Source organism: Streptomyces lydicamycinicus, assembly GCF_000829715.2.
In the GTDB taxonomy this organism is placed as follows: Bacteria; Actinomycetota; Actinomycetes; order Streptomycetales; family Streptomycetaceae; genus Streptomyces; species Streptomyces lydicamycinicus.
The window spans coordinates 338,089-364,742 of the sequence record NZ_BBNO01000005.1 but is presented as its reverse complement, the minus strand read 5'-3'; the positions used below and the strand labels follow the sequence as shown (position 1 = coordinate 364,742).

20 protein-coding genes are annotated in these 26,654 nt (G+C 71.9%); 11 read left to right on the top strand and 9 right to left on the bottom strand.

The annotated features are described in order from the left end of the window. Positions 1–448: 448 nt before the first annotated feature. Entirely contained in the window at positions 449–1,960 is a 1,512-nt protein-coding gene (locus TU31_RS19310) for a rhodanese-like domain-containing protein (RefSeq protein WP_042156211.1), read from the bottom strand. A 263-nt stretch (positions 1,961–2,223) separates the two neighbouring features. Between TU31_RS19310 and TU31_RS19305 the strand changes: the two genes are divergently transcribed. From TU31_RS19305 to TU31_RS19295, 3 genes are read left to right on the top strand one after another with little or no spacing between them, the layout of a single operon-like run. Further along, positions 2,224–3,024 carry a GntR family transcriptional regulator gene (locus tag TU31_RS19305; protein ID WP_042156207.1) on the top strand — a complete coding sequence of 267 codons (801 nt, stop codon included), beginning with the start codon at positions 2,224–2,226 and terminating at the stop codon, positions 3,022–3,024. Then, positions 3,009–4,139, top strand: a complete 1,131-nt coding sequence (locus TU31_RS19300; RefSeq protein WP_042156666.1) for a TSUP family transporter — start codon at positions 3,009–3,011, stop codon at positions 4,137–4,139. Before TU31_RS19305 ends, TU31_RS19300 begins: the two co-directional genes overlap by 16 nt. A gap of 60 nt (positions 4,140–4,199) precedes the next feature. Beyond that, positions 4,200–5,414, top strand: a complete 1,215-nt coding sequence (locus TU31_RS19295) for an NAD(P)/FAD-dependent oxidoreductase (RefSeq protein ID WP_042156205.1) — start codon at positions 4,200–4,202, stop codon at positions 5,412–5,414. Between the two features lie 72 nt (positions 5,415–5,486). On the opposite strand, the gene TU31_RS19290 is transcribed toward TU31_RS19295, so the two are convergent. Then, a complete protein-coding gene (locus tag TU31_RS19290; protein WP_042156203.1) occupies positions 5,487–6,617 on the bottom strand; it encodes a MerR family transcriptional regulator in 1,131 nt (376 codons plus the stop codon). Between the two features lie 175 nt (positions 6,618–6,792). Then, positions 6,793–8,091, bottom strand: coding sequence for an amidohydrolase (locus tag TU31_RS19285; RefSeq protein ID WP_042156202.1), 1,299 nt, complete (start codon positions 8,089–8,091; stop codon positions 6,793–6,795). Positions 8,092–8,300: 209 nt separating this feature from the next. On the opposite strand from TU31_RS19285, the gene TU31_RS19280 reads away from it, so the two are divergent. The 4 genes from TU31_RS19280 to TU31_RS19265 all read left to right on the top strand — a co-directional run bounded on the left by TU31_RS19280 (position 8,301) and on the right by TU31_RS19265 (position 12,978). Then, on the top strand, positions 8,301–9,332 hold the full coding sequence (locus tag TU31_RS19280; protein ID WP_042156200.1) for a methyltransferase: 1,032 nt from the start codon (positions 8,301–8,303) through the stop codon (positions 9,330–9,332). Between the two features lie 106 nt (positions 9,333–9,438). Next, a complete protein-coding gene (locus TU31_RS19275; protein ID WP_042156199.1) occupies positions 9,439–10,596 on the top strand; it encodes a low temperature requirement protein A in 1,158 nt (385 codons plus the stop codon). A 431-nt stretch (positions 10,597–11,027) separates the two neighbouring features. Further along, entirely contained in the window at positions 11,028–11,864 is an 837-nt protein-coding gene (locus TU31_RS19270) for a L,D-transpeptidase family protein (RefSeq protein WP_042156196.1), read from the top strand. Further along, positions 11,857–12,978 carry a P1 family peptidase gene (locus TU31_RS19265; protein ID WP_042156193.1) on the top strand — a complete coding sequence of 374 codons (1,122 nt, stop codon included), beginning with the start codon at positions 11,857–11,859 and terminating at the stop codon, positions 12,976–12,978. Before TU31_RS19270 ends, TU31_RS19265 begins: the two co-directional genes overlap by 8 nt. Before the next feature lie 119 nt (positions 12,979–13,097). Here the strand turns inward: TU31_RS19265 and TU31_RS19260 are convergent, their stop codons facing one another. Then, the gene (locus TU31_RS19260) at positions 13,098–14,243 is read right to left on the bottom strand and encodes a Dyp-type peroxidase (protein WP_042156190.1); all 1,146 of its coding nucleotides are present in this window, start codon (positions 14,241–14,243) and stop codon (positions 13,098–13,100) included. Positions 14,244–14,458: 215 nt separating this feature from the next. Between TU31_RS19260 and TU31_RS19255 the strand changes: the two genes are divergently transcribed. Further along, on the top strand, positions 14,459–15,670 hold the full coding sequence (locus TU31_RS19255; RefSeq protein ID WP_042156187.1) for a right-handed parallel beta-helix repeat-containing protein: 1,212 nt from the start codon (positions 14,459–14,461) through the stop codon (positions 15,668–15,670). A 7-nt stretch (positions 15,671–15,677) separates the two neighbouring features. Here TU31_RS19255 and TU31_RS19250 read toward each other — a convergent pair whose 3' ends face one another. From TU31_RS19250 to TU31_RS19240, 3 genes are all read right to left on the bottom strand, one after another. Continuing rightward, positions 15,678–16,358 carry a hypothetical protein gene (locus tag TU31_RS19250; protein ID WP_042156185.1) on the bottom strand — a complete coding sequence of 227 codons (681 nt, stop codon included), beginning with the start codon at positions 16,356–16,358 and terminating at the stop codon, positions 15,678–15,680. 312 nt (positions 16,359–16,670) lie between these two features. After that, positions 16,671–19,154 (bottom strand): SdrD B-like domain-containing protein, encoded by a 2,484-nt coding sequence (locus TU31_RS19245; protein ID WP_042156664.1) that lies wholly within the window; start codon positions 19,152–19,154, stop codon positions 16,671–16,673. A 746-nt stretch (positions 19,155–19,900) separates the two neighbouring features. Further along, a complete protein-coding gene (locus tag TU31_RS19240; RefSeq protein WP_042156183.1) occupies positions 19,901–20,617 on the bottom strand; it encodes a VIT1/CCC1 transporter family protein in 717 nt (238 codons plus the stop codon). An 83-nt stretch (positions 20,618–20,700) separates the two neighbouring features. On the opposite strand from TU31_RS19240, the gene TU31_RS19235 reads away from it, so the two are divergent. Then, positions 20,701–21,324 carry a YIP1 family protein gene (locus TU31_RS19235; RefSeq protein WP_245698602.1) on the top strand — a complete coding sequence of 208 codons (624 nt, stop codon included), beginning with the start codon at positions 20,701–20,703 and terminating at the stop codon, positions 21,322–21,324. Between the two features lie 41 nt (positions 21,325–21,365). On the opposite strand, the gene TU31_RS19230 is transcribed toward TU31_RS19235, so the two are convergent. Further along, a complete protein-coding gene (locus TU31_RS19230) occupies positions 21,366–21,731 on the bottom strand; it encodes a hypothetical protein (RefSeq protein ID WP_042156662.1) in 366 nt (121 codons plus the stop codon). Positions 21,732–22,057: 326 nt separating this feature from the next. Between TU31_RS19230 and TU31_RS19225 the strand changes: the two genes are divergently transcribed. Continuing rightward, complete coding sequence (locus TU31_RS19225) at positions 22,058–23,395, top strand: CaiB/BaiF CoA transferase family protein (protein ID WP_078885860.1); 1,338 nt, start codon at positions 22,058–22,060, stop codon at positions 23,393–23,395. 81 nt (positions 23,396–23,476) lie between these two features. Next, positions 23,477–24,820 (top strand): L,D-transpeptidase, encoded by a 1,344-nt coding sequence (locus TU31_RS19220; RefSeq protein ID WP_078885859.1) that lies wholly within the window; start codon positions 23,477–23,479, stop codon positions 24,818–24,820. Between the two features lie 227 nt (positions 24,821–25,047). Here the strand turns inward: TU31_RS19220 and TU31_RS19215 are convergent, their stop codons facing one another. Next, positions 25,048–26,628, bottom strand: coding sequence for an MDR family MFS transporter (locus TU31_RS19215; protein WP_042156656.1), 1,581 nt, complete (start codon positions 26,626–26,628; stop codon positions 25,048–25,050). Positions 26,629–26,654 lie beyond the last annotated feature (26 nt).

Sequence of the window (26,654 nt, the reverse complement as noted above, 5' to 3'; positions counted from 1 at the left end):
GAACGTCCGTTGTACGGAGCCGACGCCGCCCCTTCCCGCACCACGCGGCAGCAGAGCGCTGCGGGCCCGGCCTCTTCCGGTCGCCGTACCGGCCGTCCCGGCTCATCTCGCCGGGTTCCCCGGCCGTGCGCGCAATCCGCTCCCGGGTTCCTGCCCCGTTCCGGTGCTCTTCATCCCTCCCTCCCCTCCCGTTTCTCGCTTTCCTCCGCAAGCGCGCGAGGCGGACCCGTGAGAGGCGGCCCCTGTGCCCGTCATGCCGAAGCCCGAACCGCACCGCACCCACCTGGACGCGCAGGCCAGTTGAGCGCTGAACGCCGTTGTCCTTGGCGCGTTCTGTGTCCAACTGGACTCCTTCGCGCGGAATCCGGCGCTAACCGTCGTCCGCGAAGCGCTGCACGATTCCGCGACGGCCACCCCCTGGGTCGTCAGTGGCTATCTCCTCTCCGCGTTACTGCGCGCCCGTACCCACCGCGTCGTACCCCCCGATCACATCGCAGACGTCGGCGAACCCGCGCGCCTCCAGCAGCGCTGCCGCGATCACCGACCGGTTGCCGCTGCGGCAGTACAGGACCACCGGGCGGGACGGGTCCAGTTCGGCTAAGCGGTGGGACAGGCCGGCCAGGGGGAGGTTGCGGGCGCCGGGGAGGGCGCCTGCCTCGTACTCGGCCGGGTTACGGACGTCGATCAGCTGGATGTCGGCCGGTACGGAGTCGGTGGGCGGGGAGTCGGTGGTCAGGGAGTCGGTGGGTAGGGAGTCCGTCGGTATGAGATCGGCCGGCTCTGTGCCGCCCGTCCGGGCCCCATCGGTCCCCGCTGCCCCCGCCAACTGAGGCTCTCTCAGGCCCAGTTCCTCATAGCGGATGCGTCGGCTGCGGCTGCTGAGGGCCGGGCTGCGGTCCAGTACGGCGGCCGGGTCGGGCAGGTGGCCGAGGACGTGGTCGTAGCCGATGCGGGCGAGGCGGAGGCGGGCTTCCTGTTCGGTGCCGGGGTCAGTGAGCAGCACGATCGGGGTGCCCGGGGTGACCACGCTGCCGGCGTATTCGGCGAAGCGGGTGTCGAGGCTCGTGTGGAGTGAGCCGGTCAGGTGCGCGCGGGTGTAGGCGGCCAGTGGGCGGCAGTCGAGGAGGACGGCGCCTTGCTGGTCGCGGGCCGCGAGGGCCTCGTCCAGGGTGAGGGCGGGCGGCGGGCCGGGCTCCAGGAGGGGATGGCCGTCGCGGTTGAGGGCCGCGTCGTGGGCGAAGTAGCCGGGGGTGGCGGGCTGTCCCGCGGTGACCAGGCGGATGAAGTCGTCCACCGGCATGGGCTGGAGGGCGTAGTTGAACCGGCGCTGGTCGCCGATGGTGGAGCTGGTTTCGCTGGAGAGGCTGCGGCCGCAGGCGGAGCCGGCGCCGTGTGCGGGAAAGACCCGGGTCGCGTCCGGGAGGGTGAGGAGTTTGGTGTGCAGGGAGCGGTGGAGACGGGCGGCCATGTCCTGCGGGGTGTGCCCGGCGGCGGAGAGCAGGTCGGGGCGGCCGACGTCGCCGACGAAGAGGGTGTCGCCGGTGAGCACGCCGAACGGCACGTCGTCGTCGGGGTGTTCTCGCAGGACCAGGCAGATGGATTCGAGGGTGTGGCCGGGGGTGGCGAGAACGGTGAGGGTGACGCCCTGGTCGTCGTCCGCGCCGAGCGAGAGGCGCTCGCCGTCCCGTAACCGCCTTATGGGGAAGCCGGTTTCGGCGGCCTCACCGAAGGCGATGGTGGCGCCGGTGGCCCGTGCGAGTTCGAGGTGGCCGGAGAGGAAGTCGGCGTGAATGTGCGTCTCGATGACGAGTTCGATCCGCAGGCCGGCGGCTTCCGCGTCGTGCAGGTAGTCGTCGATGTCGCGGCGCGGGTCGACGAGGACGGCGCGTCCGGTGGTCTTGTCGCCGATCAGATACGACGCCTGGGAGAGGCAGTCGAGGTAGTACTGCGCGAAGTGCACGGTCGGCCTCCAGGGGTGCGCGGGGCCCGTGCCCGGCGGCCGGGGCCCGTTCGGGCAGGGTGCGTTGTGCGGATGCACGGATGTACGTACATTAGGTAGCCGGAGGGCGGGCGACAAGCCGCGCAGGCATGGACGCCCCGTCACCCCGTAGGGAGCCGAGATCAATTGACCGGGCATCGACTGTTTCCGACCGGCACTGCGCTCGGCGGCCCTCGCTCCGGCAGCACCCCTGCAACCCCCGTACGCCCGCGGAGGAATCCACCATGACGACCGAGCCGCCGCATGGCGCGCACGGCCCGCGTCCCCTGGACCGGCGCTCGCCGCTGCCCCTGTGGGCGCAGCTCTCCGCCGATCTGCGCCGCCGGATGGAAGCCGGCGCGTTCCGTGCGGAGTTCCCGGCCGAGCACCGGCTCACCGGCGAGTACGAGGTCAGCCGGCACACCGTCCGGGAGGCGCTGCGCAAACTGCGTGCCGAGGGCCTGGTGATCGCCGAACGCGGCCGGACGAGCCGGCTGAACACCCGCCGCATCCAGCAGCCGCTGGGCTCGCTCTACAGCCTCTTCCGCGAGCTGGAGGGCCAAGGGGTGGAGCAGCGCAGCGAGGTGCTCCGGCTGGAGCGGGCCGTGGACGGGACGGTCGCCGGGCGTCTGGGGCTGGTCCCGGAGGCGCCGCTGGTCGTACTGGAGCGGCTGCGGCTCGCGGACGGTGAGCCGCTCGCGCACGACACCGCGTATCTGCCCGCCGAGGTTGCCGAGCCGCTGCTGGAGGCCGACTTCGGGCACACCTCGCTCTACGGCGAGCTGACGCGGCGCTGCGAGGTGAAGGTCACCGGTGGCCGGGAGCGGATCCAGCCGTTCCTGCCGGACATCCGGCAGGCGTGGCTGCTGGGGCTGGCCGACCGGGAGGCGGCGTTCGCCATCGAGCGGCTCGGGCAGGCCGGGGAGCGGCCGGTGGAGTGGCGCGAGACGGTGGTGCGCGGCGACCGGTTCACCTTCGTCGCGGAGTGGTCCGGCGACAGCCGGGCCGTCGCCCTTGCGCCGCGGGCCTCGTGTCCGTCCTCGTAGCCCTGGCGGCGCTGCCGTGCGGGTTGCTGATCGGGCTGCTGCTGGGGGCGCTCGGCGGGGGCGGTTCGGTGCTGGCGGTGCCGGCCCTGGTCTATCTGCTGGGGCAGTCGCCGCACGAGGCGACCGCGGGGGCGCTGGTCGTGGTCACCGTCGGCGCGGTGACCGGGCTGCTGTGTCACGGCCGGGCCGGGCGGGTCCGGTGGGCGGCCGGTGCGGCGTTCGGTGCCCTGGGGACGGCGGGCAGCTACCTCGGCTCCCGGTGGAGCGCGGCCCTGGACCCGACGGTGCTGATGGCGGCGTTCGCGGGGCTGCTGCTCGTGGTGGCGGCGATGCTGGTGTTACGGGGGCGGGGCGAGCAGCGGGCGGCGGCGGAGACCCGTCCCCTACGGGAGCCAAGGGAGGGGACACCGGTCCGAGGCTTGCCGGAGGCTGTGCCCTTACGGGGGTCGGGGGAGAGGGGTTCCTTGGCGGAGCCCGGGGAGGCGTTGTTCTTACCGGAGCCGGCAGAGACGCGGTCCTCACAGGAACCCGCAGAGACGCGGCCCTCGCAGGAGCCGGCGGAGTCGAGGGCCGCACAGGAGCTCCCGGAAGCGGTCTCCTTACCGACGCCCGAGGAGCCGCTCTCCCCACAAGAGCCCGCAGGGACGCTCCCCTCACAGACGCCGTCGGAGCCCGCACCCTTACGGGACACCATGGTTCCGCCCCCCTCCGACACGGTGAACGGCTCCGCCCGCCCCGCGCCCCTGCGGCCCGTCCGCTTTGCCGTGACCGCCTCCGCCGTCGGGCTGCTCACCGGGTTCTTCGGGGTCGGTGGCGGTTTCGTCGTCGTGCCGGCCCTCACTCTGGTGCTGGGTCTGGAGATGCCGGTCGCCATCGGCACCTCGCTTCTCGTCATCCTCATCAACTCCCTTACGGCGCTGGCCACCCGGGCCGGCACCGGGGCCCTGGACTGGCCGCTGCTGGCCGGCTTCGCGGCCTGTGCGGCGCTCGGCAGTCACCTCGGCAACCGTCTGACCACCCGGCTGCGCCCCCAGGTGCTGGCCACCGCCTTCGCCTGCCTGGTCGCCGTTCTCGCCGTCCTCATGGCGGCCACTGCCCTGCCCCGTCTCTGGTAGCCCCACGCCCCGTACCCCGTATACCGACCACCCGATTCCGACCACCTCCAGGAGGAGCACATGGCCCCCGCACCCGCCGCCCCGTCCCATCACCAGGTCCTCATCGTCGGCGGCGGCACCGCCGGCATCACCGTCGCCGCCCGGTTACGCCGTGCCGGTGTGCGGGACATCGCGCTGCTGGAGCCGTCCGAGACGCACTGGTACCAGCCGTTGTGGACGCTGGTCGGCGGCGGTCAGGCGCCGCTCCGTGCCTCGCTGCGCACCGAGGCTGATGTCATCCCGCCGGGGGTGCGCTGGCTGCGGGAGCGGGCCACCGCCGTGGACCCGACCGCGCGGACGGTGACCACCGCCTCGGGCCGGGTCCTCTCCTACGGGCGGCTGGTGCTCGCGCCGGGCCTCCAGCTCGACTGGGACGGGGTGCCCGGTCTCGCCGCGGCCCTCGGCCACGGCGGGGTGAGCAGCAATTACCGGCCCGATCTCGCGCCGCTGACCTGGGAGTTGATCCGCCGGATGCGGCGCGGGACGGCGGTGTTCACCATGCCGTCCGGGCCGGTGAAGTGCGGCGGCGCGCCGCAGAAGATCGCGTATCTGGCGGCGGATCACTGGCGTAAGCGCGGGGTGCTGGGTGCGATCCGTACGATTCTGGTGCTCCCGGAGCCCGCGATGTTCAAGGTGCCGGTGTTCTCCCGTGCGCTGACGGAGACGGCCCGGCGGTACGGCATCGAGGTGCGGCTGAGTTCGGAGATGACCCGCCTCGACGGTGCTGCGCGCGAGGCAGTGATCACCGATCACACCACCGGCACGGCCGAGACCGTCCACTACGACCTGCTGCACGCCGTACCGCCGCAGCGCGCCCCCCAGTGGCTGGCGGACGGCCCGCTCGCCGACCCCGACTCCCCGTACGGGTACGTCAAGACCGACCGGGAAACACTCCAGCACCCGGATTTCCCGAATGTGTTCGTGATCGGCGATGTCGCCAATCTGCCGACGTCCAAGACGGGCGCCGCGATCCGCAAGCAGGCTCCGGTCGCGGTGGCCAATCTCCTCGCCGGGCTGCGCGGCCGTCCCGCCGCCGCCCGCTACGACGGCTACACCTCCTGTCCGCTGGTCACCGCCCGGCACAAGATGCTGCTCGCCGAGTTCGACTACGACCTTCAGCCCACTCCTTCGATCCCCTTCCTCGACACCACCCGGGAACGCACCGACATGTGGTTCCTCAAGCGCTACGGGCTGCCGCAGCTCTACTTCAAGGGGATGCTCAAGGGCCTGGCGTAACCACACCCCCCACCGGGCAGGGCTCACGCAAGGGGCACATCTCCCCCCTAGGGGACCGCCCCCCACCCCGCCCTAAGCCCCCGTCATCTCCGCCACCACACACGCCACGTTGTCCGGCGCTCCCGCCTCGCGGGCCAGCCGGATCAGTTCGTGTACGGCCTGGTCGGGGTCGTCGGCCTCGGTCAGCACCTGCTGGATGGTCTCGGTCGGCACCACCCCGGTCAGGCCGTCGGTGCACAGCAGATGGCGCTCCCCCGGCCGGGCCTCCAGGAGTTGCAGATCGGGGGCGAATTCGGTGGCCCCGTCGAGGGACCGCAGCAGTTGGGCGCGCTGCGGATGCGAGGCGGCCTCCTCGGGGGTGAGCCGGCCCTCGTCGATCAGCGACTGGACCAGGCTGTGGTCGTGGGTGATCTGGAAGAGGCCGGAGTCGCGCAGGACATAGGCGCGGGAGTCTCCGACGTGCAGCAGCGCCAGCTGTGTGCCGGAGCGGAGCAGCGCGGTGAGGGTGCTGCCGGTCGTACTGCCGGTCGCCTCGTCCGCCGCCGGGGCGGCGCGGTGGTCCCGGTGAGCGCGGTGGTCCCGGTGGGCTCGGTGGGCCGCGTCCTCCAGGGCGCCCAGCAGGTCCGCCGCGGTCAGGTCCTGGTCTTCCAGGCCCTTCAGTGCCTCAATGGCGGCCTTCGCGGCCTGGCCGCCGCCGGGGCCGTAACCGTCGGCGACGGCCAGCAGCCGTGGGCCGGCGTGCGCGGCGTCCTGGTGTGCCGGGCGCACCAGCCCCTGGTCGGTCAGGGCGGCGTAGCGCATCGTCAAGGGCGTGTGTGGTGTGGTCATGGCGGTGTTCTTCCTCTCCAGCTGGTCGACGAGGAAGGCGGCGAGGTCCCGGCGGGCCGCGGTGTCGGCCTCGACCTGCGCCCAGTACGCGGCGACCGCCACGGCCGCCGCATCCGGTGCCAGCTCGCACACCTCGCGTATACGGGCCAGCGGCATACCGAGCCGGCGCAGCCAGGCCACCAGCCGGGCCCGCTCCAACTGGGCGGGGGCGTAGTGGCGGTAGCCGCTGTGCGGGTCGACATGGGCCGGGGGCAGCAGGCCGAGCTCGTCGTAGAGGCGCAGCGCCTTCGGCGAGAGCCGGGAGGCCCGTGCGAACGCCCCGATGGTCAGCAGCGCAGCGTCGTCGTACGGCGCCGCGCGCCCGTCTCCGTCCACCCGTCCGTCCTCCTCGTACCGGGCACCTCGCCCGGCACGCCCGATGCTGGGGCTTGCCCCAAGGGCAAGGTCAAACACGGCCCTCGCCCCGCCCGGACCTGCTCCGCCACCCCCATCGCACCCGTCGCATCACCACGCCCATCACTCCCGTCGCATCACCACCCCCATCACCCCCTCACCCCTTCCCCCCACCTCCCAACCGGCTGAGCGCCGCGACCGTCAGCGCCTCCACCCCCATGCTGAGCGTCGGCCGGACCACGGGAAGGAAGTGCGGCGAATGGTTCGACGGGATGTCCTGGGCGAGCCGGCCGGCCGCCAGCGCCGTCCGGAACTCCTCCGGGTCCCAGCCGCCCAGCCACCAGTAGTAGAGCGGGGCCCCGGCGGCGGTCGCCAGCAGGCCGGCGTCCTCGCTGCCGGTGGCCGGGTCGTAGGCGAACAGCCGCTGTGCGCCGAAGAGTTCGGTGAACTGCTCGTTGACCTCCCGCAGGGTCGTGGCGTCGTTGACGGTGACGGGGAAGGAGTCCAGGACCTCGGTGTCGGGCGTGCGGTCCGCGCCGGAGGCGGCGGCCTCGGCGCGCGCGATGCGGTCGATGGCAGCGAGCACGGCGGTGCGGACCGTTTCGTCGAAGGTGCGGACGCTGAGCCGTACGACGGCGCGGTCGGGGATCACATTGGCGGTGTCCCCGGCGTGGAAGGAGCCGACCGTGACCACTGCCTGGTCCTTCGGGGCGACCTCGCGGGCCACTACGGACTGCACCCGCTGGACGAAGGACGCCGCCATCAGGATCGGGTCGATGGTGGTCTCGGGGCGTGAGCCATGGCCGCCGGTGCCGTGGAAGGTGATCTCCAGGCTGTCGGCGGCCGCCATGCAGGGGCCGGGGCAGTACGCGATCATCCCGGCGCCGAAGGGGGCGACATGCTGGGCCAGCACCACATCGGGGGTGGGGACCAGGCTGTCGCTGTAGAGGCCGGCGTCGAGCATGGCGCGGGCGCCGCTGCCGACCTCCTCGGCGGGCTGGAAGAGCGCGACCAGGGTGCCGGACCATTGGTCACGGCCCGCCGCGAGCAGGTCGGCGGCGCCCAGGAGGCAGGTGACATGGACGTCGTGCCCACAGGCGTGCATCCGGCCGGGGACCGTGGAGGCGTAGTCCAGGCCGGAGTTCTCGGTGACGGGCAGCGCGTCCATGTCGGCGCGCAGCAGGACCACGGGCCCGGGGCCGTTGCGCAGTACGCCGACGACACCGGTTTGCGCGATGCCGGTGGTGACGTCATAGCCGCAGGCGGTCAGCCGGCGGGCGGCCTCGGCGGCCGTACGGGTCTCCTGGAAGCCGAGTTCGGGGTGGCGGTGCAGGTCTTCGTAGAGGGCCACGAGGTCCGCGAGACGGTCGTCGAGCGGAGCCAGGACTGTGGCGGGGGCGGAGCTGCCGCGGGGGTCGGCGTTAGCGGGCGTACCTGTCGTGTCGCTGTCGCTCATACACGCATTCGACCATGGAACCGTCCGCCGGCACCGGGCGATGGCCCCGGCATTCCCCGGAGCGGGCCCTTAAGGGGCCCGGCCCCGCGCTGGCCGGACTTCGCGGTTGCCGTTCCCGCCGTCCGTGACACCGGGGCCCGCGGCTGCAACCGTGGATCACCGCCTGCGAACGGGATCAGCGAGCCCGAGCCGATGACTGGAGGCTGACGTTGGCCACTTCCCCCAACCGACCGACCGGCGAGCCCCGCGACCTCACGGCTCATCTGATGGATCTGGCGCTGGGCCATCTCTTCTCCGCCGCCCTGCGCACGGCGGCGCACCACCGCCTCGCCGACCACCTCGCCGGGGGGCCGCGCACCGCCGAGCAACTGGCCGCGACGACCGGCACCCATGCCCCGCATCTGCGTCGTGTGCTGCGCTATCTCGCCACCCGTGGCATCTTCCGGGAGGACGCCGCGGGCGCCTACCAACTGACGCCGGCCGCCCAGCCGCTGCGTACGGATGTCCCCGACTCGCTGCACGCCGCCGTACTGATGGCGACCGACGAGCTGTTCCTGCGGACGTCGGCCGCCATGCCGGAGGCCGTGGAGCACGGCGGCGCGTCCTTCGAGCGGATCTTCGGGGCGCCGCTCTTCGCGCATCTGGTGACGGATCCGGCCGCCCGCCGGCTCTTCGACGACGGGATGTCGTCGGTGTCCGCCCCGGTGGACGAGGCGGTGGCCGCCACCTACCCCTTCCCCGCGTCCGGCACGGTCGTGGACATCGGCGGCGGCCGCGGCGGGCTGCTGCACGCCGCGCTGCGCCGCCACCCGCAGCTGACCGGTGTGCTCTTCGACCAGGCGCCGCCGCTGGCCCACCATCTCCTGGACGGCGACGAGTTGAAGGGCCGCTGGCGCACCCAGGAGGGCGACTTCTTCGAGTCCGTACCGGAGGGCGGTGACCTCTATGTCCTCAAGCATGTGCTGCACGACTGGGCGGACGAACCGTGCCGGCGGATCCTGCGCAGCTGCCACCGGGCGATGACGGCCGGCAGCCGGCTGCTGGTCATCGAATCCGTGCTGCCGCCGGGCAACGCCCCGCACTTCGGCAAGACCATGGACGTCGCGATGATGGCGGTGCTCGACGGGCAGGAGCGCACCGCGGAGGAGTTCGCGACGCTGCTGTCGGCCGGCGGATTCCGGCTGACGCGGGTGCTGCCGACCCCGGCCTTTCCCTCGATCGTGGAGGCGGTCGCCGAGTAGCCGCCGGCCCCGGGGCGACACGCCGCGCCCCGCTCCCCTCGTTGGCGGTACCGCCGGCCCGCGCTCTACTGAGGGCGGGCCGTATCGGCCGACGAGAGGAGCTGACGTGCCGGTTCTCATGCGGGCGCGCCGACGCGACGAGCGGCACCGCGCCGCCACGCCACTGGAGCTCCTCTTCGACCTCTGTTTCGTGGTGGCGGTCGCGCAGGCCGGCCGCCAGCTGGCGCATGCGCTCGCCGAGGGGCACCCGGGGCACGGCGTCTCCGGCTATCTGATGCTCTTCTTCGCCGTCTGGTGGGCCTGGATGAACTTCACCTGGTTCGCCTCGGCGTACGACACCGACGACGCCCTCTATCGCGTGGTGACGCTCGTCCAGATGGCGGGGGTGCTGATCCTGGCCGCGGGCGTGCCGCGGGCCTTCGCGCACAGCGACTTCACCGTCATCTGGTTCGGGTACCTGGTGATGCGGCTGGCGATGGTCACCCAGTGGCTGCGGGCCGCCCACGGCAGTGCGGGCGCCGAGCGGCGCACCGCGCTGCGCTACGCCCTGGGGGTGACGGTGTGCCAGATCGGCTGGCTGGGTCTGCTGGCGCTGCCCGAGCACGACATCCCCTGGGTGTTCGTGGTCGTGGGCCTCCTGGAGCTGGCGGTCCCCGCGCTGGCCGAACGGGAGCGGCAGACGACCTGGCATCCGCAGCACATCTCCGAGCGCTACGGCCTGTTCACCATCATCGTGCTGGGCGAGACGATCGCGGCGGCCACCCTGGCCGTGCAGGCGGCGCTGGACAGGAACGACGCGCTCAACACGCTGCTGCCGATCGCGGCCGGCGGGCTGCTGCTGGTCTTCGCCGCGTACTGGATCTATTTCGCGGTGCCCATTCACTTGCATCTCCGCTCGAACCGTCAGGCGTTCCTGTGGGGCTATGGGCACTACCTGGTGTTCGGCTCGGTGGCCGCGGTCGGCGCGGGCATCGAGGTCGCGGTGGCGGAGTCCTTCGGCCGGGCGCATCTGTCGGCGTTCGCGGCGGCCGCCTGTGTCACGGTGCCGGCGGCGCTGTTCATGCTCACGGTGTGGCTGATCCACTCCCGGCACCACAAGCGCGGCCCGGCGCAGCAGCTGGTGCTGCCGGTGTCGGCGCTGCTGGTCCTCGCGTGCACGTTCGCCGGGCACGGGGCGGTCCTGGCGACCGGGCTGGTGGCCTCCGCCACCGTGGCCGTCGGCGTCACCCTCACCTCCCGTCAGGCCACCGCGCCGGCGGAATGAACGGCCCCCGTCACCCATCTCGACGATCCCCCCGGCACCGATCTCGCCGAAGGTGCGACCGCCCGCCCGAGCGAGCCTTCGGAGCCGCCGCTCCCCGCCTCCGTCAGCGGACCTGACGCCCCGTCCAGACCCGCTCCCACCCTGATCCCGCATCAGATTCGGCCATCTTCGCCCTCCGCCGGACGAGGGCCCGTCATCAGCACGGACACGGCTCCCAACCCACCCCATTGCCCGTCAATTACCCACCAATGGACCCCACTTCCCGCCACTTCGGGCTCTTGTTCCCCACTGTTCACACAGGCCAGCGGAGGCGCATGGGCGTGGAAGCGGTAGGGTGCAGATTGCCCTTTTTATGACAGGGGGTGTCCTTGTGGGAGACCCGCAGGAAGCCCCGGGACCGACCGCCGTCCGTACCTGAGGAGACGCCAGCCATGGCCCGCCACGCTCAGTCCCGCGCCCCGCGGACACGACTGTCCCGGCGCAGCAAGGCCGTGAGCGGTCTCGCCCTCTCCACCCTGGTCGGCACCGCCCTGTGGGCGTGGCCGGCCTCGGGCGACGACCACAACAGCAGGACCGACGCCAAGAGCACCATGTCGACGACGGCTTCCGGCCCGGACACGCCACGTACGCCCGTGTCCGCGCCGAAATCCGCCCCGAACGCCGCACCGAACGCCCCGGCCGGACGGCCGATCCCGGGCCTCAGTGACGCGGCCAGGAAGCGCATACCGGCCGACTCCCGGCAGGTACTGGTCGTCACGGGCAAGGACATGGACTCCTTCCAGTCCCGTGTCGTCCTCTACACCCGCGAGGAGGGCTCGGACGACTGGGAGCCGGGCCCCACCTGGTCCGCGCACAACGCCGCCCGCGGCTGGACCGACGACCACCGCTACGGCGATCTGCGCTCCCCCATCGGGGTCTACCGCCTCACCGACGCGGGCGGCCTGCTGGCCCCGCCCGAGGGCACCAAACTCCCCTACGACCGCAACGGCAGCTTCGTCGCCGACGGCACCGGCGTCGAGGGCGAGCCGCTGGCCGGGGCCTTCGACTACGTCATCGCCATCAACTACAACCGCGAGCCGGGGACCTCCCCCCTGGACCAGCAGCGCCCGTGGGGCGCCGCCAAGGGCGGCGGCGTCTGGCTGCACGTCGACCACGACGGCCCCACCCAGGGCTGCATCAGCCTCAAGCCCAGGGTGATGCGGGAACTGCTGCGCACCCTCGACCCCGACCTGCACCCGGTCATCGTGATGGGACCGGCCGATTACTGAGCAGCCGACGGGCCCGCCGTACCCCACGGGGCCGCAGGACGCCCTCACCGACGTCCTCGGCCTCCGGGTCGGCCACGCCCAGCGCATCGGTGACGGCTACCTGACCGGCACCACCGTCGTCCTGGCCCCCGAGGGCGGCGCCGTCGCGGCCGTCGACGTACGCGGGGGCGGCCCCGGCACCCGGGAGACCGACGCGCTGGACCCGCGCAACCTCGTCCAGCGCGTCGAGGCGCTCGTGCTGACCGGCGGCAGCGCCTTCGGGCTTGACGCCGCGTCCGGTGTCGCCGGCTGGCTGGAGGACCAGGGCCGGGGCTTCCGCGTCGGCCCGGACCCCGCCCAGGTCGTCCCGGTCGTCCCGGCCGCGGCCCTCTTCGACCTGGGCCGCGGCGGCAAGTGGCGGGCCCGGCCGGACGCCGCCCTGGGCCGGGAGGCGGCCGCCGCAGCGGCGGCCACCGAGCCCGGCGCTCCCGTCACCCGGGGCAACACGGGCGCCGGCACGGGCGCAGTGGCCGGCGGCCTCAAGGGCGGCACCGGCACCGCGAGCGCCGTCCTCCCCTCGGGCGCCACCGTCGCCGCCCTGGCCGCCGTCAACGCCGCGGGCTCCGTCACCGACCCGCGCACCGGCGCCCTCTACGGCCATCTGTACGAGTGCCCCACCGCCCTCCCGTCCCCCGAGGTGCACGCCGCCGCCCTGCGCCGTCTGGCCGAGGCCCGGGAAACCTCCCTGGCCCGTTCGGCGGCGTCCGTCGGCCCCCCGCTCAACACCACCCTCGCCGTGGTCGCCACCGACGCCGCCCTCACCCGCGCCCAGGCCCACAAACTCGCCGGCACCGCCCACGACGGCCTGGCCCGCGCCCTCCGCCCCGTCCATCTCCTCTCCGACGGCGACACGGTCTTCGCCCTGTCCACCGCCACCCGCCCGCTCACCCCCGAAGACCCCCTCACCGACCCCGCCTTCGGCATCCACACCGAAGCCGGCGCCCTGAACGAGCTCCTCGCCGCCGGCGCGGACGTCCTGACCCGCGCCGTGGTCAACGCCGCCCTCGCAGCGGAAACGGTGCGCGGCCCCGGTGGCGTCTTCCCCTCGTACCGGGACCTGTACGGAAGCGCCTGACGGGCGACGCCGGTCATCCACCGCATCGGGCCGCCCGGACGGACCTCAGCCGTATCCCGTTCTCGTGACCACCGACAACGACATCGGGCTGACGGCCACGGCCCACCTCGTCGGCCTGTTCAGCGGAACGTCTTGGCCCCGAGCGGGTGCTGCTGGTCGAAGCCGGGGAGGATGAGGAAGGTCGCGCCGGCCTTGGTGGTGGTGAATCGCAGCAGTGCGTCGGAATCATCCATACGGGCAAGCGTGTTGGTGAAGGTGCGTAAGTCGTTCTGGAAGCTGATGAAGAGCAGGCCGGGGTCGTCGGTGCTGTAGGAGCGGCGGAGCATGAGGCCCACGCCGACCACATGGGGGCTGGCCCGGCGGACGTGGGCGTCGGCCGGGACGAGGTAGCGCCCGTCCGGTGTTTTGGCGCCGAGGTCCGGGTCCCAGGCCGCGGTCCCGCCGGAGAGGGGCACGCCGGTGGCTCTGCGCCGGCCGAAGACCGCCTCCTGTTCGGCGACGGAGAGCGCGGAGAACCGCGGCAGGTCGAGTTCCATGCGCCGTACGACGGCGATCGTGCCGCCGGCGACGGCAGCCGGCCCGGCCAGCCACAGGTGGCGCCGGTGTTCGGCCGTCGTGTGCGGGCCCACGATGCCGTCGATGAAACCGAGCAGATTTCGTGGTGCGGAGATGCCCTTGTCCACGGGGATGTCCGGGCCGCGGCGTCCGGACTGCCGCCAGCGTTCACATACCCGGTGACCGGCCTGCTCCAGAAGCGCGGCGGCGACGACCGGTAACAGCAAGGGGTCGCCGGCGCAGATCTGTAGCAACAGGTCCCCGCCGCGCGCCTGCGGGGCGATCTGCTCGCGGGAGAAGCGGGGCAGGTCTGTCGCGCCGGGCAGGGAGGGGTCGGCCATGCGCACCAGCCGTGGGCCCACCCCGATCGTCACGGTGAGATCGCCCGGCGGCAGGCCCAGCAGTCGTGGATCGGTGCCCGCGGTGAGCGTGTGCACGGCCTGGCCGAGTTCGGCCAGCAGCGGGCCGACGGCCACGGCGTCACCGAGGTCGGCCACCACCACCAGGAGGTTCGGCTGGGCCGGTTGCGGGAGCGTGATGCCTGCCTGATGGCGTCCGGTCGGCGCCACCCGTGTAGGTGACGCGGGGGAAGGGGGCCGGCTCGGCCGAGGTGCGGGCGATTCACACCCGGCGGTGAGCCCGGTGGCCGCCGCTGCCCCGGTGGCACCGATGAACGCGCGGCGTGATGGACGGGACTCGGCTCGGCTCACGGCGTGCAGAATGCCATATCCCTTATGGGGCAAGCGAGTTGATCGGCCTCCGGGCAGGGATGACTTCATGCCAGGATGACGCCATGCCTCGTCTCCGTCTTCGCGTGATGGTCGCGTTACTGAGCACACTGACATGCGTACTGGCGGGCTGCGGGCCCGGCGATGACGGGTCGAACCACGGCCGGCGGCCACCCGGCGCGCACGTGACGATCAGAGTGCCGGCTGACGCCCCGTCGATCTCGGCTGCGGTGTCTCTCGCTCGCCCCGGTGACCTGGTGTTGGTCGCGCGGGGCGTGTACCACGAGTCGGTGAAGGTCTCCACGCCCCGTATCACCCTTCGTGGGGAGTCCCGGGACAAGGTCGTGATCGACGGGCGGTTGCAGCAACCGAACGGTGTCGTCGTCAGCGCGCCCGGGGTGGCCGTGGAGAACCTGACCGTAAGGAACAACACGCAGAACGGGGTCCTGGTCACCGGTTCGGCGAAAGCGGTCGCCGGGCTACCGGGGCGTTCCGGGGGCTACGACACCGGCGATGAGCCGGTCACCTTCCTGAAGTCGTTCCTGGTCTCCTACGTGACCGCGACCCGCAACGGTCTGTACGGCATCTACGCGTTCTCCGCGCAGAACGGTGTCATCGAGCACTCGTACGCGTCAGGCGGGGCCGACTCGGGCATCTACGTCGGACAGTGCAAGCCGTGTCGCATCGTGGTGCGGGACAACATCGCCGAACTCAACGCGGTCGGTTACGAAGGCACCAACGCCAGCAAAGACATGTACGTGGTCCGCAACCGCCTGGTCGGCAACCGGGTCGGTCTGACCACCGACTCCGACCACCAGGAGAAGCTGCTCCCGCAGCAGGGCGCCGTCATCGCGGGCAATCTGATCGCGGCCAACCAGCAGACGGCCACCCCGGAGCAGGCCGACGGCGGATGGGGCACCGGGATCGGCATCGACGGCGGCAGCGGCAACCACTTCCTCCGCAACCGCGTCACCGGCAACAGCAACGCCGGGCTGGTGCTCACCGCAACCGCCGACCTCCCTCCAATGGGCAACCAGATCGTGGACAACACGTTCACCGGCAACGGCATCGACGTTGGCTGGACGTTCCCCACCGCCACGCGGGGACGGGGCAACTGCCTGCGGGGCAATGATCTGCGCAACACCGTGCCCGCCCGGCTCGCGACGGCCGCGTCCTGCCCGCTGCCGGCCCGGTCGTCCTCACCGGCCGGCCGGTGGGCGATGCCGGCGGCGCCCCGTGGCATCCCGTTCACCGAGGTCGCGGCGCCGGGTCCACAGCCGCAGTTCCCCCACGCCACCACTACGGGCGCCACCGCTGTCCCGGCCGTTCCGGCCCTGCCGAAGACGGCAGGCATCCCGCTGCCGTCGGCGTCCCTGCTCGCCGCGCACGCGCGGGTGCGGACGTCCTGAACAGCGGCTACCGGGTCGGGGTGACTCCGGGTACCGGCTTGACCGGAACGTACTCGTGGGTGTCGAAATCGATGACCACCGGCTGCGGCTCGGAAGCCACGCTGACGCGGACCCGGTACATGGTGCCGTCCGAACCGACCCAGTAGCGCACGTTGCCCGCCGTACCGGAGCGGTCTCGGGAGGACGGCCCGGTCATGACGTCCACCCGGTGCCCGTCCACCTGATCTCGTCCCCACCAGGCGGCGCCGTTCTGCGGCAGCAGTTCGGCGTTGTCCGGCCGGTCGCTGCCGAGCTTGAGGGCGATGCTCAGCGAACTGTCCAGCGCGCTGCCGGACGACAGCAGCGGACGGCTGTGCCAGGCGGAGCGGGGCGGCGACGCGGGTGCGTGCGCCGGGGCGTTCGCCATCGGGTGGACGAACACCGAGGTGGCCGTCCAGCCGATCAGCCCGTCGCTGGAGGTGTCGCGCCCGGTGCCGTGCACCACGCCGTAACCGAGCTTGCCTTGGTAGTCGACGGACCCGGTGACGGTCAGGCCGCCGGCGGTGCCCGGCACAGTGATCGTCACCGCGCGGCCGTGCGCCGCGTAGTTGCGGAACCGCGTGATCGCCAGCCGGTTCGCCTCATCCGACGTCAGTGTGCGCGGACCGCTGGGGCCGGAGCCGCCGTCGGCGACCAGGAACGCGGCCACCGCGAGGGCCGCTATGGCGAGGACGGCTGCTGCCCAGTGTGGCCGCAGCCATCGCCGCCGTTCAGCCGCACGGCCCGGTAGAGCGTGCTGGATTCTCCCGCTCCGCACGCGGCTCGACGCTGACACTCTTCTGATTCACCCTCTCGATCACCACACTGCTCGGCCGCCGCGCGGTCGCGGCGGCACCCGGCAGTCCAGTGGCAGACGACGCCGAGGCCGGCCCTCGTGGACCGGCCGGGACGTGATCTGCCTGCCCGCGCCATCCGGACGGCGGGCAGGCAGATCACTGTGGTGCGGTTCGTTCGGTGTTTCTCAGTGTTTCCGGGCGCGACGCTTCCGGCTCAGGAACGCGATGGCCAGGCCCGCACCCACCAGCAGACCGACCAGGGCGATCATCTGTGGCAGCCCGGACATACCGGTCTGTGCCAGCGAACCCGTGCTCCCACCGGCCGGGGGCGGGCGGTGGGCAGGCGGCTCGGGTGCCGGCGGCGTGGCGGCCGGTGGCGAGGCCGGCGGCAAGGCCGGGCTCAGTGACGAGGTCGGGGTCGCGCTCGGAGTCGAGGGCGGAGTCGGAGTCGACGTCGAGGTCGGGGTCGGGGTCGGGGTCGGGGTCGGAGTCGGGCTCGGCGTTGCCTTCGGGATGTACACCCCGGCGTCAATCGTGTGATCGACCCCGCCCGGCTTGTCCGGCGCCGTGACAGGCGCGTGGCCGTTGCACAACTTCCCGGTGGTCGGCGGGGTCACATTGGAGTCGTGCGCACGGTTGGCACCGGCTCGCGGGAGCGTGAACCGCAGCTCGCTCGCCGAGGGCCGGCCGGGCACCTCGCCGGTGTCCGCGGTGCACACATCGAACTGCACCGTGTATTTCGCACCCGGTGTGAGCTCGTACTCGGCGCCGACACCACCGAAGTAGTACTCGCCGGCGGCATTGGTCCTGGTCGTGGCGACCTGTTTGCCGTCCGCGTCCAGCAGGTTGATCGTCGCCCCCGGCAGCAGCACGTGCCCCGGGTCCTGGATCCCGTTGTGATCGCCGTCGAACCACACGACGTTGCCGATCTGGATCGGCGCGTTCGCCGCCGCGTACGCGATGTCACCGAGCCCGCCGGCCTTGCCGAAACCGCCTTGTACCCCGCTGACGAACTGGAACCCGTTGGCGGTCGGGTTGTTGCCCGGGCCCTGACCGGTCGTGATGTCGTGGTACCCGGTCCCTGAGGTCGCGACGTTGACGACCGGGTCGAACTCCGTGCTGACGACCCACTGTTGCTGCGGGATATAGGCCACCGACCCCAGCGCGGTCTCCTGGTGCGCGTTGGCGTAATAGTCGCCCGGGAAGTATTCGACGACATCGGCGGCCTGGCCGCCACTGTTGGCGGGGGTGGCGTGGTTGGGGCAGCTCCCGGTGCCTTCCCACTGGTATTCACCAGTGGGAGTGGCGCAGACCATGGTGATGTCACCACCGGACATGCCGCTTTCCGCGGTGTCGTTCCCCGGGCGGGGGTCCAGCCCTCCCCAACTGAGCACGTCCATGAACCGGTCGCGGAAACCCAGGATCATCGAGCCGTCCCGGGCGAAGGCGAGGGAGGCCAGCTCGGGCTGCGGATCGATGAAGACGCCGCCCGCCTTCCGGTCGTCCCACGTGTCCAGGCCGGTGTTCCACGGGTTCCAGTGCGTGGCCTTGTCGCCGGAACCGAAGACACTGCCGCGTTTGTCCGTGAGCGGGTGGCTCAGCACCGTGGTGAACCGCTTGCCGTCGTAGGTGGAGACAAAGGCCTTCAGGTCCGCGCGCTGCCGCGTGCTCTCCGCGCTGCACACGCCGCCGACGTACAGCGTGTTGTTGTGGACCTGGAGACCGAACGGCCGCCAGTCGTGGGGGCTCGCGCACCCCGGGTCCGGGATCGGGACCGTCGACTCGGGCGCCGCGGCGGTGGCCCCTGTCGCGTCGAAGCTCACCAGGCTGCGGGTCCGCAGGTTCACCGCGTACAGCATGGAGCCGTCCTCCGACAGGGCCAGGCCACCGATGCTCTCCTTGCCCGGCGTGTCGGTGAACCCGGGATCCTTGATCATGTTGGCGGTGTCGTGCCGCGTCACCGCGGCGTCCGGCACCCGCGCGAACAGCTCCGGCGCACCCGAGCCGTTGACCGGCACCGTGTAGATCGCGCCCCCGCCCTGCGGCCCGTACGGGGCGTACCGGCGGGCGAACGCGCTCTGGAACAGCCGGGTCCGGTGCTTGTCGTACGCCAACCCGAACGTCGTGCCCACCTGGTCCTGCGTGGCCAGCGTGGCCGGGCACGCCACATCGGTGGGACACGTGCCCCGGGTCTTCGTCCCGAACGCCACCAAGGCCCGGTTGTCGTTCCCGTTGGCGCCGTTGTGGACCGGTACGAAGTACCGCGAGTCCGGGAGCGTGTAGTCGGCCGGATCCCACACCCCCGTCACCACCGAGGCGTTCTTTCCGTCCGACACATCCACGAACGACGTGAAGCTGTCGAAGTGGTTCTCCGCCGTCGACGCGGGCGCCGCCCGCAGGTAGTCGCCGTACGGTGCCGGGATGCTGACGTCGACGCGGTATCGGCCGCCGCTCAGCACGGCCGACCGCGACACCACGACCTTTCCGGTGGCATCCGTGACGCCGGTGACATCGTGCCCGGCGGGGTCGGAGATCTCCACCCTCATGCCCCGCTGTGGGACGTCCATCGTCGCGTTGATCACGCCGGTGCCGAAGAAGTCGCGCAGCACCTGAACCGTCAGCGTGCCGTCGGCGGTCGAAGCGGCGGCTGGTCCGGCCGTCGCTCCCACGGCACCGCCTGCCAGCAACAGAACGGATAACCCTATGCGTGCCAGCGGCTCCACGAGCCCACGGGCCGAACGGCGAGAGTCTCTGCCGACTCGGTTCATGGCATCACACTCCACACTTTTCTCGTCAGGAAAACGAAGTACCTGCTTCTCGCTGCACGTCGACTTCGTGGCCCCGGACGCGGACGCCGGTGCGAACGCCACGGAAAAGAAAAAAGACGGCCCACGCCGTTGCGTGGACCGCTTTGTGGTGATCGCTGGAGGATATTGCGGGCGAGCCGTAAGCCTCGCAGGCCAGGAAAAGCGAACGCGCGTTCAGGGCCTCGGGTAAGGCGGCCGCGGGTGGTGTGTTCCTGCAACGCACTCACGGCGCCCTCGCCCCCCACCGCCGACCTCGCCGACCGCCATCGCGAGCAGCGCGCGAATTCTATCCGCTGGAGTCTCGCCATCACCAGCAGAACGCCTGACATCCATCGGGATCCACGAGAGTCCCCAAGTCCCCGGAGAATGGCGGCCGGAAGAATGTGCGATAACGGCACGATGGCCGAATCCGGTCCCGTTGGGCGTTGCTTCGTTCACTTCTGGACAGCGCTTGTCGATGAGCCTGTGCGGCAGTTGTTAATCGACGGGACAGGGATTTTCACGGGAAATGAGTCCGGCTCGGATTCTGTGGCGGGGCACGCCGAGTACGCGGTTGCGGAAGACGATTTCAGCGCAAGCTCGTACCCGGCCCCAGGCCCCCAGGCCCCTCAAACCCCCGCCGCTCCCAATACCGACCCCGCCGCATACGTCACGCCCATCGCCACCACCCCACCCCCCACATTCCGCAACATCGCCCGCCCCACCGGCGCAAAACCCATCCGCGCGCTGCTCCACCCGCACAACGCCAGCGCCGCGACCACGGCAATGACCGTGATCCACAACCGATCCGCGGCCGACGGCAGCACAATCGCCAGCAACGGCAGCAACGCCCCCACCGTGAAGGCGAGAAAGCTCGCCCCCGCCGCATGCCACGGATTGGTGAGTTCGTCGGGGTCGATGCCCAACTCCACCTCGGCATGGGCCCGCAGCGCATCGTGCTCGGTGAGCTGCTCGGCCACTTCCCGGGCCAGCTGCGCGTCCAGCCCCTTCCCTTCCAACATCTCCGTCAGCTCGATGAGTTCCGCCTGCGGCTCGGTCGCCAGCTCCCGCTTCTCCTGCGCCAGCGCGGCCTTCTCCGAATCGCGCTGAGTGGAGACGGACACATACTCACCGGCCGCCATCGACAGGGAACCGGCCAGCAGCCCCGCCAGCCCGGCCGTCAACAACGCGCCCCGTTCGTCGGTGGCTCCGGCGACCCCGACGACGAGTCCGGCGGTGGAGACGATGCCGTCGTTGGCCCCGAGGACCGCCGCCCGCAGCCAGTTGAGCCGGCTGCCCAGTCCGCCGCCGTGCGCCTCGTCGTGGTCCGGTGTCTGCAAGGTCATCGGCAGAGCGTCTCACCCGTACCGGCCGTGCCCCGCTCGACGCCCCCGCGCCGCCCCGGATTGGCCGGTGGTAGAAACGGCTTATGTCCGCACCACCCCCCTCACCGCCTCCCCAGCCGCCACCGCCCACCCTCGTCCAGCCGGCCCCCCGCAAGCCTGCCCCTCGTCGCCGACTGTGGTGGCACCGGCTGATATTCGGGCTCTGGTACCGCCCGGTGGAGGTGCTGGACGAGGCGCGGGACCGCAGCGCCTGGGGTGCGGCGGTGCTGCTGTCGCTGATCAGCGGCGCCATCGGGGTGCTGTCGGTGGACGCGTTCCACACCCAGTGGGCCGTCGACCGCACCGCGGGCCTCCAGCTCATCGGGCTGGCCGAGGCGGGGGTGCTGACCGCCAGCTTCGTGCTGGGCGCGGTCGCCCACGCGATCGCCCGCACACTGGGCGGCATAGGCCGCTTCGCGCCGACCGCGAGCCTGTTCATCGTGCTCTTCTGGGTGACGGATCTGCCGCGGCTGGCGATCGCCGCCTGGCTGCCGACCGACGCCACCTTCGTCCAGGCCGCGACCTGGACGACCTGGGGCTTCGGCTATGTCCTCGCCATATTGCTCATACGGGGCCAGCACCATCTGTCGACGTGGAAGTCGGCGGCCGCGGTCTCCGTACAGATGCTGGCCGCACTGGCCCTGCTGCGGCTGGGCCCGGTCCGCTGAATCCGGGGCCGGCCCGCGCGGCCGGCCCAGCTACGAGCGGCTCAACTACGGCTGGTCAGCTGCCGTACGAGTCCCTCGAAGGCCGCCCGCTCGGCGGCGCTCAGCTCCACGCACTCCGAGGGCGGCCCGCCCGGCCCGGTCTGCCGCGGCACCGACCCGAGCAGCTCCGGCTGTGCGGGCAGCCCCGTCCCGGACAGCTCCTCCGGCCCGGGTGCGGCGAACGAGCCACCCGGTGCAAAGCGTCCCCGCGAGGCGTACCGTGCCCGCATCTCCCGCTGGTCCCGCCGCAGGGCGGCCTCGTACCGGCCCCGTCGCAGCAGTCTGGTGATCCCGATGGCCCAGACGACGCCGACCGCGACAAGGACGCCGAAGCCGATCTGCTGGAGAATCGAAGCGGAGGGAAGCATGTGGTCCTCCCGGAGGGGTGAGGCGCTGGGCCAGGACTTGTCGGTGGACGCCGCGGACTGATCCGGGCCGATCCGAAGGAAACAGCCCGGAGGCCAGTAGACACCACGCTTCGGGACTTCCGACAGGAGATCTTGGGCCATACGTCCCGAAGTGACGCATCTCCTATGACATATCGCCACATTCCCGGCACGACCCGTGAAGGCGCCACCCCATGAGGCCGCCCCGGCAGGATTGCCCCCGTCCCGTTGGACACCCCGGAGGCTTCCGCCCGGCGAAGATCGTCCGGACGATGGCGTCACCCGTCCGCGACGTGAGGAGCACGCACGTGCCGCAGCCGCACCGGCCGCAGCCCCGGCCGCCCGCCGACGCCTCCCCCGGGCCGACCGGCACGCCGCCGCCCGACCGCGGGCCCACCGGCACCGGCCCGACCGACGGTGCGCCGCCCGCCCGTGCCCTGGACGGCATCCTCGTCGCGGACTTCAGCCGGGTGCTGGCCGGACCGCTGGCCGCCGCGACGCTCGCCGACCTCGGCGCCGAGGTGATCAAGGTCGAGCGGCCCGGCACCGGGGACGACACCCGCGCCTGGGGCCCACCGTTCGTCGCGGACCCCCCGTACGGCGCGGAGCCGAGACCGCGCGAGGACAGCGCGCCGGGACGCGGGACGGCCGCGTACTTCGATGCCGCGAACCGCTCCAAGCGCGGCCTGGCGCTGGATCTCGCCGACCCGGACGACGCGGCCGCGGCCCGCGAGTTGGCGCGCCGGGCCGACGTACTGATCGAGAACTTCCGCCCCGGCTCGCTCGCCCGCTACGGCCTGGACCACACCGCCACCCGCGCCGCCAACCCGGGCCTGGTGCACTGCACCATCACCGGGTTCGGCTCCGGCGCGGGCGCCCGGCTGCCCGGCTACGACTTCGTCGTGCAGGCGGTCGGCGGGCTGATGAGCATCACCGGCGAGCCCGGCGGCACCCCCCTGAAGGCGGGCGTCGCACTGGTGGACGTGCTGACCGCGAAGGACGCCACCACGGGCATCCTGGCGGCGCTGCGCCACCGCGACCGCACCGGTCAGGGCCAGCTGGTCGAGGTCAATCTGCTCTCGTCGCTGCTGGGCTCGCTGGTCAATCAGGCGTCCGGCCATCTGGCCACCGGCCGCGATCCGGGCCCGATGGGCAATCGCCATCCGAGCATCGCCCCGTACGAGACGCTGGCCTGCCGCGACGGGCAGCTGCTGGCGGTGGCGGTGGGCAATGACCGTCAGTTCCGGGAGCTGGCACGGGCACTGGGCGCCCCGGAACTCGCCGAGGATCTCCGGTTCGCCCGCAATGAGGACCGGGTGCAAAACCGCACAGATCTCATCAAGGCGCTGGAGAGCCGACTGGCCTCCGACACCCCGCACGGCTGGACCGAGCGGCTGACCGCCGTGTCCGTGCCGTGCGGCCCGGTCAACACCGTCTCCGCGGCCCTGGAGTTGGCGGCGCGTCTCGGTCTCGATCCGGTGACACCGGTCGGCGAGGGGCGCGTCCCCCAAGTCGCCAGCCCACTCCGGCTTTCGGGGACGCCGGTGGCCCAACCCTTCGCTCCACCCCGCCTGGACGAACACGGCACGGCACTGCGAACCTGGCTGTCAGGGCCATCCGACGCCCCCTTGCCGCCACGTATGTGACCTTCATCACAAGAGAGCCGTACCCGCAACCAAATCCGCCCGCTCGTGCTGTTTACCAGCACGGAATCACAACCCCCTGTTATGGAGCAGCTCGTGACAACGCCGGACAACCCCGCGCCCGCTCGGTCCCGCACCCCGCACCAGCTGCTCCCGTCAGTCGAGCAGCCGGCGCCGGGCGCGCCGCGCCGTAACCGGCGGATGCGCCGCACGCTCGCTGTGACGGCCCTGTTCGCCGCGGGCGCGCTGACCCTGTCCGCCTGTGGCGGGGACGCCTCGGCCGGGGGCAACGACGACGGCAAGAACGGCCAGGCCGGCGCGGACGCCGCGGCCGCCAAGAACGCCTCCGACGTCAAGATCAAGGTCTCGTCGGACGACGGCGCCACCAACGCCAGCATCAACGACACCGGGGTGAAGGTCACCGACGGCAAGTTGACCGAGGTGAAGCTCACCGACGCGAACGGCAAGGACGTCGCCGGCGCCATATCGTCCGACGGCACGTCCTGGAAGCCGGGCGCCCAGCTGGAGCGCGGCACCAAATACCGGATCGTGGCGAAGGCCAAGGACGCCAAGGGCCGGGCCGCCACCGAGAACGCCACCTTCACGACGGTCTCCTCCGCCAACAGCTTCATCGGCAGCTACACCCCCGACGACGGCAAGACCGTCGGCGTCGGCATGCCGGTGTCGTTCAACTTCGACAAGGCGATCACCAACAAGAAGGACGTCCAGTCCCACATCAAGGTGACCTCCAGCAGCGGCCAGCAGGTCGTCGGCCACTGGTTCGGCGCCCAGCGCCTGGACTTCCGGCCCGAGGACTACTGGAAGGCCGGCTCCAAGATCACCATGAAGATCGACCTGGACGGGGTCAAGGGCGGCCAGGGCATCACCGGTGTCCAGTCCAAGACGGTGTCCTTCACCATCGGGCGCTCGCAGGTCTCCACCGTCGACATGAACACCCAGACCATGACGGTCAAGCGGGACGGCAAGACCCTCAAGTCCGTCCCGATCTCCGGCGGCAGCCCCGAGAACCCCACCTACAACGGCCAGATGGTGATCTCGGAGAAGTTCGAGCAGACCCGGATGGACGGCTCGACGGTCGGCTTCAAGAAGAAGGACGGCAAGGGCGAGTACGACATCCCTGACGTCCCGCACGCCATGCGGCTGTCGGCCTCCGGCACCTTCCTCCACGGCAACTACTGGGGCGACCCGTCCATCTTCGGCAAGGCCGGCACCAGCCACGGCTGCGTCGGCCTGCGGGACAACAAGGGCGGCGGGGGCGACACCCCGGGCAAGTGGTTCTTCAACGAGTCGCTGATCGGCGATGTCGTCGTCGTGAAGAACTCGAAGGACGACACCATCAAGCCGGACAACGGCCTCAACGGCTGGAACATGTCCTGGTCCGAGTGGCAGCAGGGCAGCGCGGTCTGACGGACGGCGTTCGCGCGGCATATCTGAAGGCGGTGCCCGGTCCCTGAGAGGGGCGGGCACCGCCTTTGTGCGTACGGGGCTGCTGCGTCGTACGGGGCTGCTGTCTACGGGGCCGCTGTAAGACGGGGCCGCCGCATATGGCTCCGGCGGATCACCGGGGCCGCCACCGCGGCCGGGCCACCCCGCCGGGCCACCCCCGCCAGCCGCGCCACCCCGCCCGCTCCGGGTCAGTCCACCTCCACCGGGTCCACCGCCGTCCGCAGCGGCACCTCCCGTACGAACCAGGCTGCCGCGAAGCCGAGCGCGGCCAGCACCGCAGCGCCGATGAGCACCCCGTGCAGCCCGCTGGTGACCGCCGCCCGGTAGGCGGCCCGTACCGGTGCGGCCACCCCGTCCAGCACCTGTGGCGTCAGCTGTCCGGCGCCCGCCGTCAGCCGGTCCGCGGTGCCCTCCCCCACCCGGTCGGCGAGCCCGCTGTGCAGCCGTCCGGTGAAGACGGCGCCCAGCAGGGCGACACCGAGCGAGCCGCCGACCGTGCGCAGCAGGGTGACCGTGCCGCTGGCGGCGCCCATGTCACGCGGTGCGGCGCTGTTCATGGTGATGATCATGGTGCTCTGCATGACGAACCCGATGCCCATGCCGGCGACGACGGTGAGCGCCGAGGCCAGGGCCGTCGCGGTGTCCGTACCGAGCAGCAACAGGAGCAGGACACCCGCGGTCAGTACCCCGCCCCCCAGGATCGGATAGATCCGGTAGCGGCCGTTACGGCTGATCAGGGCCCCGGTGCCGAGCTGCACACCGAGCATCCCGAACATCAGCGGCAGCAACAGCAGCCCGCCGGCCGTCGGCGACAGGCCCTGCACGAACTGGAGGTACTGCGGCAGATAGCTGGTCGCGCCGAGCATCACCGCGCCGACCAGAAAGCTCAGGATCTGCGCCAGGGTGAAGTTGCGGCTGCGGAACAGCCGGGGCGGGATGACCGGCTCCACGGCCCGCCGCTCGACCCGTACGAACCAGGCCAGCGTCACCACGCCCACCGCCGCCAGCCCGAGGATCTGCGGCGATCCCCACCCGTAGCGGACACCGCCCCAACTCGCCAGCAGGGTCAGCGCCAGGATCGCGCCGGACAGCAGCAGGACGCCCGGGTAGTCGATCCGCGCCGTGCTCCGCTCGGTACGGCCCAGCCGGATGCACACCCCGACGATCACCAGCGCGACCGCGCCGAGCGGCACATTGACGTAGAACGCCCACCGCCAGCTCAGCTGATCCGTGAGGAAGCCGCCCAGCAACGGCCCCCCGATGAACGCGACCGGCATCATGGCGCCGATCATCGACTGCATCCGGCCGCTGTCCCGGGGCGGCACCAGCACCCCGATGATCGCCAGCGCCCCGACCATCAACCCGCCCGCGCCCAGCCCCTGGAGGGCCCGGAACGCGATGAGCTGCCCCATGTCCTGTGCCAGCCCGGACAGCATCGACCCGGCCAGGAAGAGCGCGATCGCCGCCATGAAGGTGCCCTTGCGGCCGTAGAGATCGCCCGCCTTCCCCCAGATCGGTGTGGCCACGGCGGTGGTGAGCAGATAGGCCGTCACCACCCACGACAGCTGTTCCAGGCCCCCGAGCTCCCCCACGATCGTGGGCAGCGCGGTCCCGACGATCATGCCGTCCACCATCGCCAGGAACATCCCGAGCAGCAGCCCGAACACCCCGAGGTACAGCGACCGCGGCCGCTCCCCGTCCCCCGCCGCCCCGTCGGCCCCCTCGGCCCGGCCGGTCCCACCGGCCGCTTCCGCCGTACTGTCCGTCACCTTCACTGCGCCCCCTCGCTCCGTCT

Excerpts from the sequence above, each read along its gene's own strand:
- TU31_RS19270 (WP_042156196.1), top strand. The coding sequence starts at position 11,028 with ATGGCCCGCCACGCTCAGTCCCGCGCCCCGCGGACACGACTGTCCCGG.
- TU31_RS19285 (WP_042156202.1), bottom strand. The coding sequence starts at position 8,091 with ATGAGCGACAGCGACACGACAGGTACGCCCGCTAACGCCGACCCCCGC.
- TU31_RS19305 (WP_042156207.1), top strand. The coding sequence starts at position 2,224 with ATGACGACCGAGCCGCCGCATGGCGCGCACGGCCCGCGTCCCCTGGAC.
- TU31_RS19220 (WP_078885859.1), top strand. The coding sequence starts at position 23,477 with ATGGAGCAGCTCGTGACAACGCCGGACAACCCCGCGCCCGCTCGGTCC.
- TU31_RS19295 (WP_042156205.1), top strand. The coding sequence starts at position 4,200 with ATGGCCCCCGCACCCGCCGCCCCGTCCCATCACCAGGTCCTCATCGTC.
- TU31_RS19240 (WP_042156183.1), bottom strand. The coding sequence starts at position 20,617 with ATGACCTTGCAGACACCGGACCACGACGAGGCGCACGGCGGCGGACTG.
- TU31_RS19230 (WP_042156662.1), bottom strand. The coding sequence starts at position 21,731 with ATGCTTCCCTCCGCTTCGATTCTCCAGCAGATCGGCTTCGGCGTCCTT.
- TU31_RS19235 (WP_245698602.1), top strand. The coding sequence starts at position 20,701 with ATGTCCGCACCACCCCCCTCACCGCCTCCCCAGCCGCCACCGCCCACC.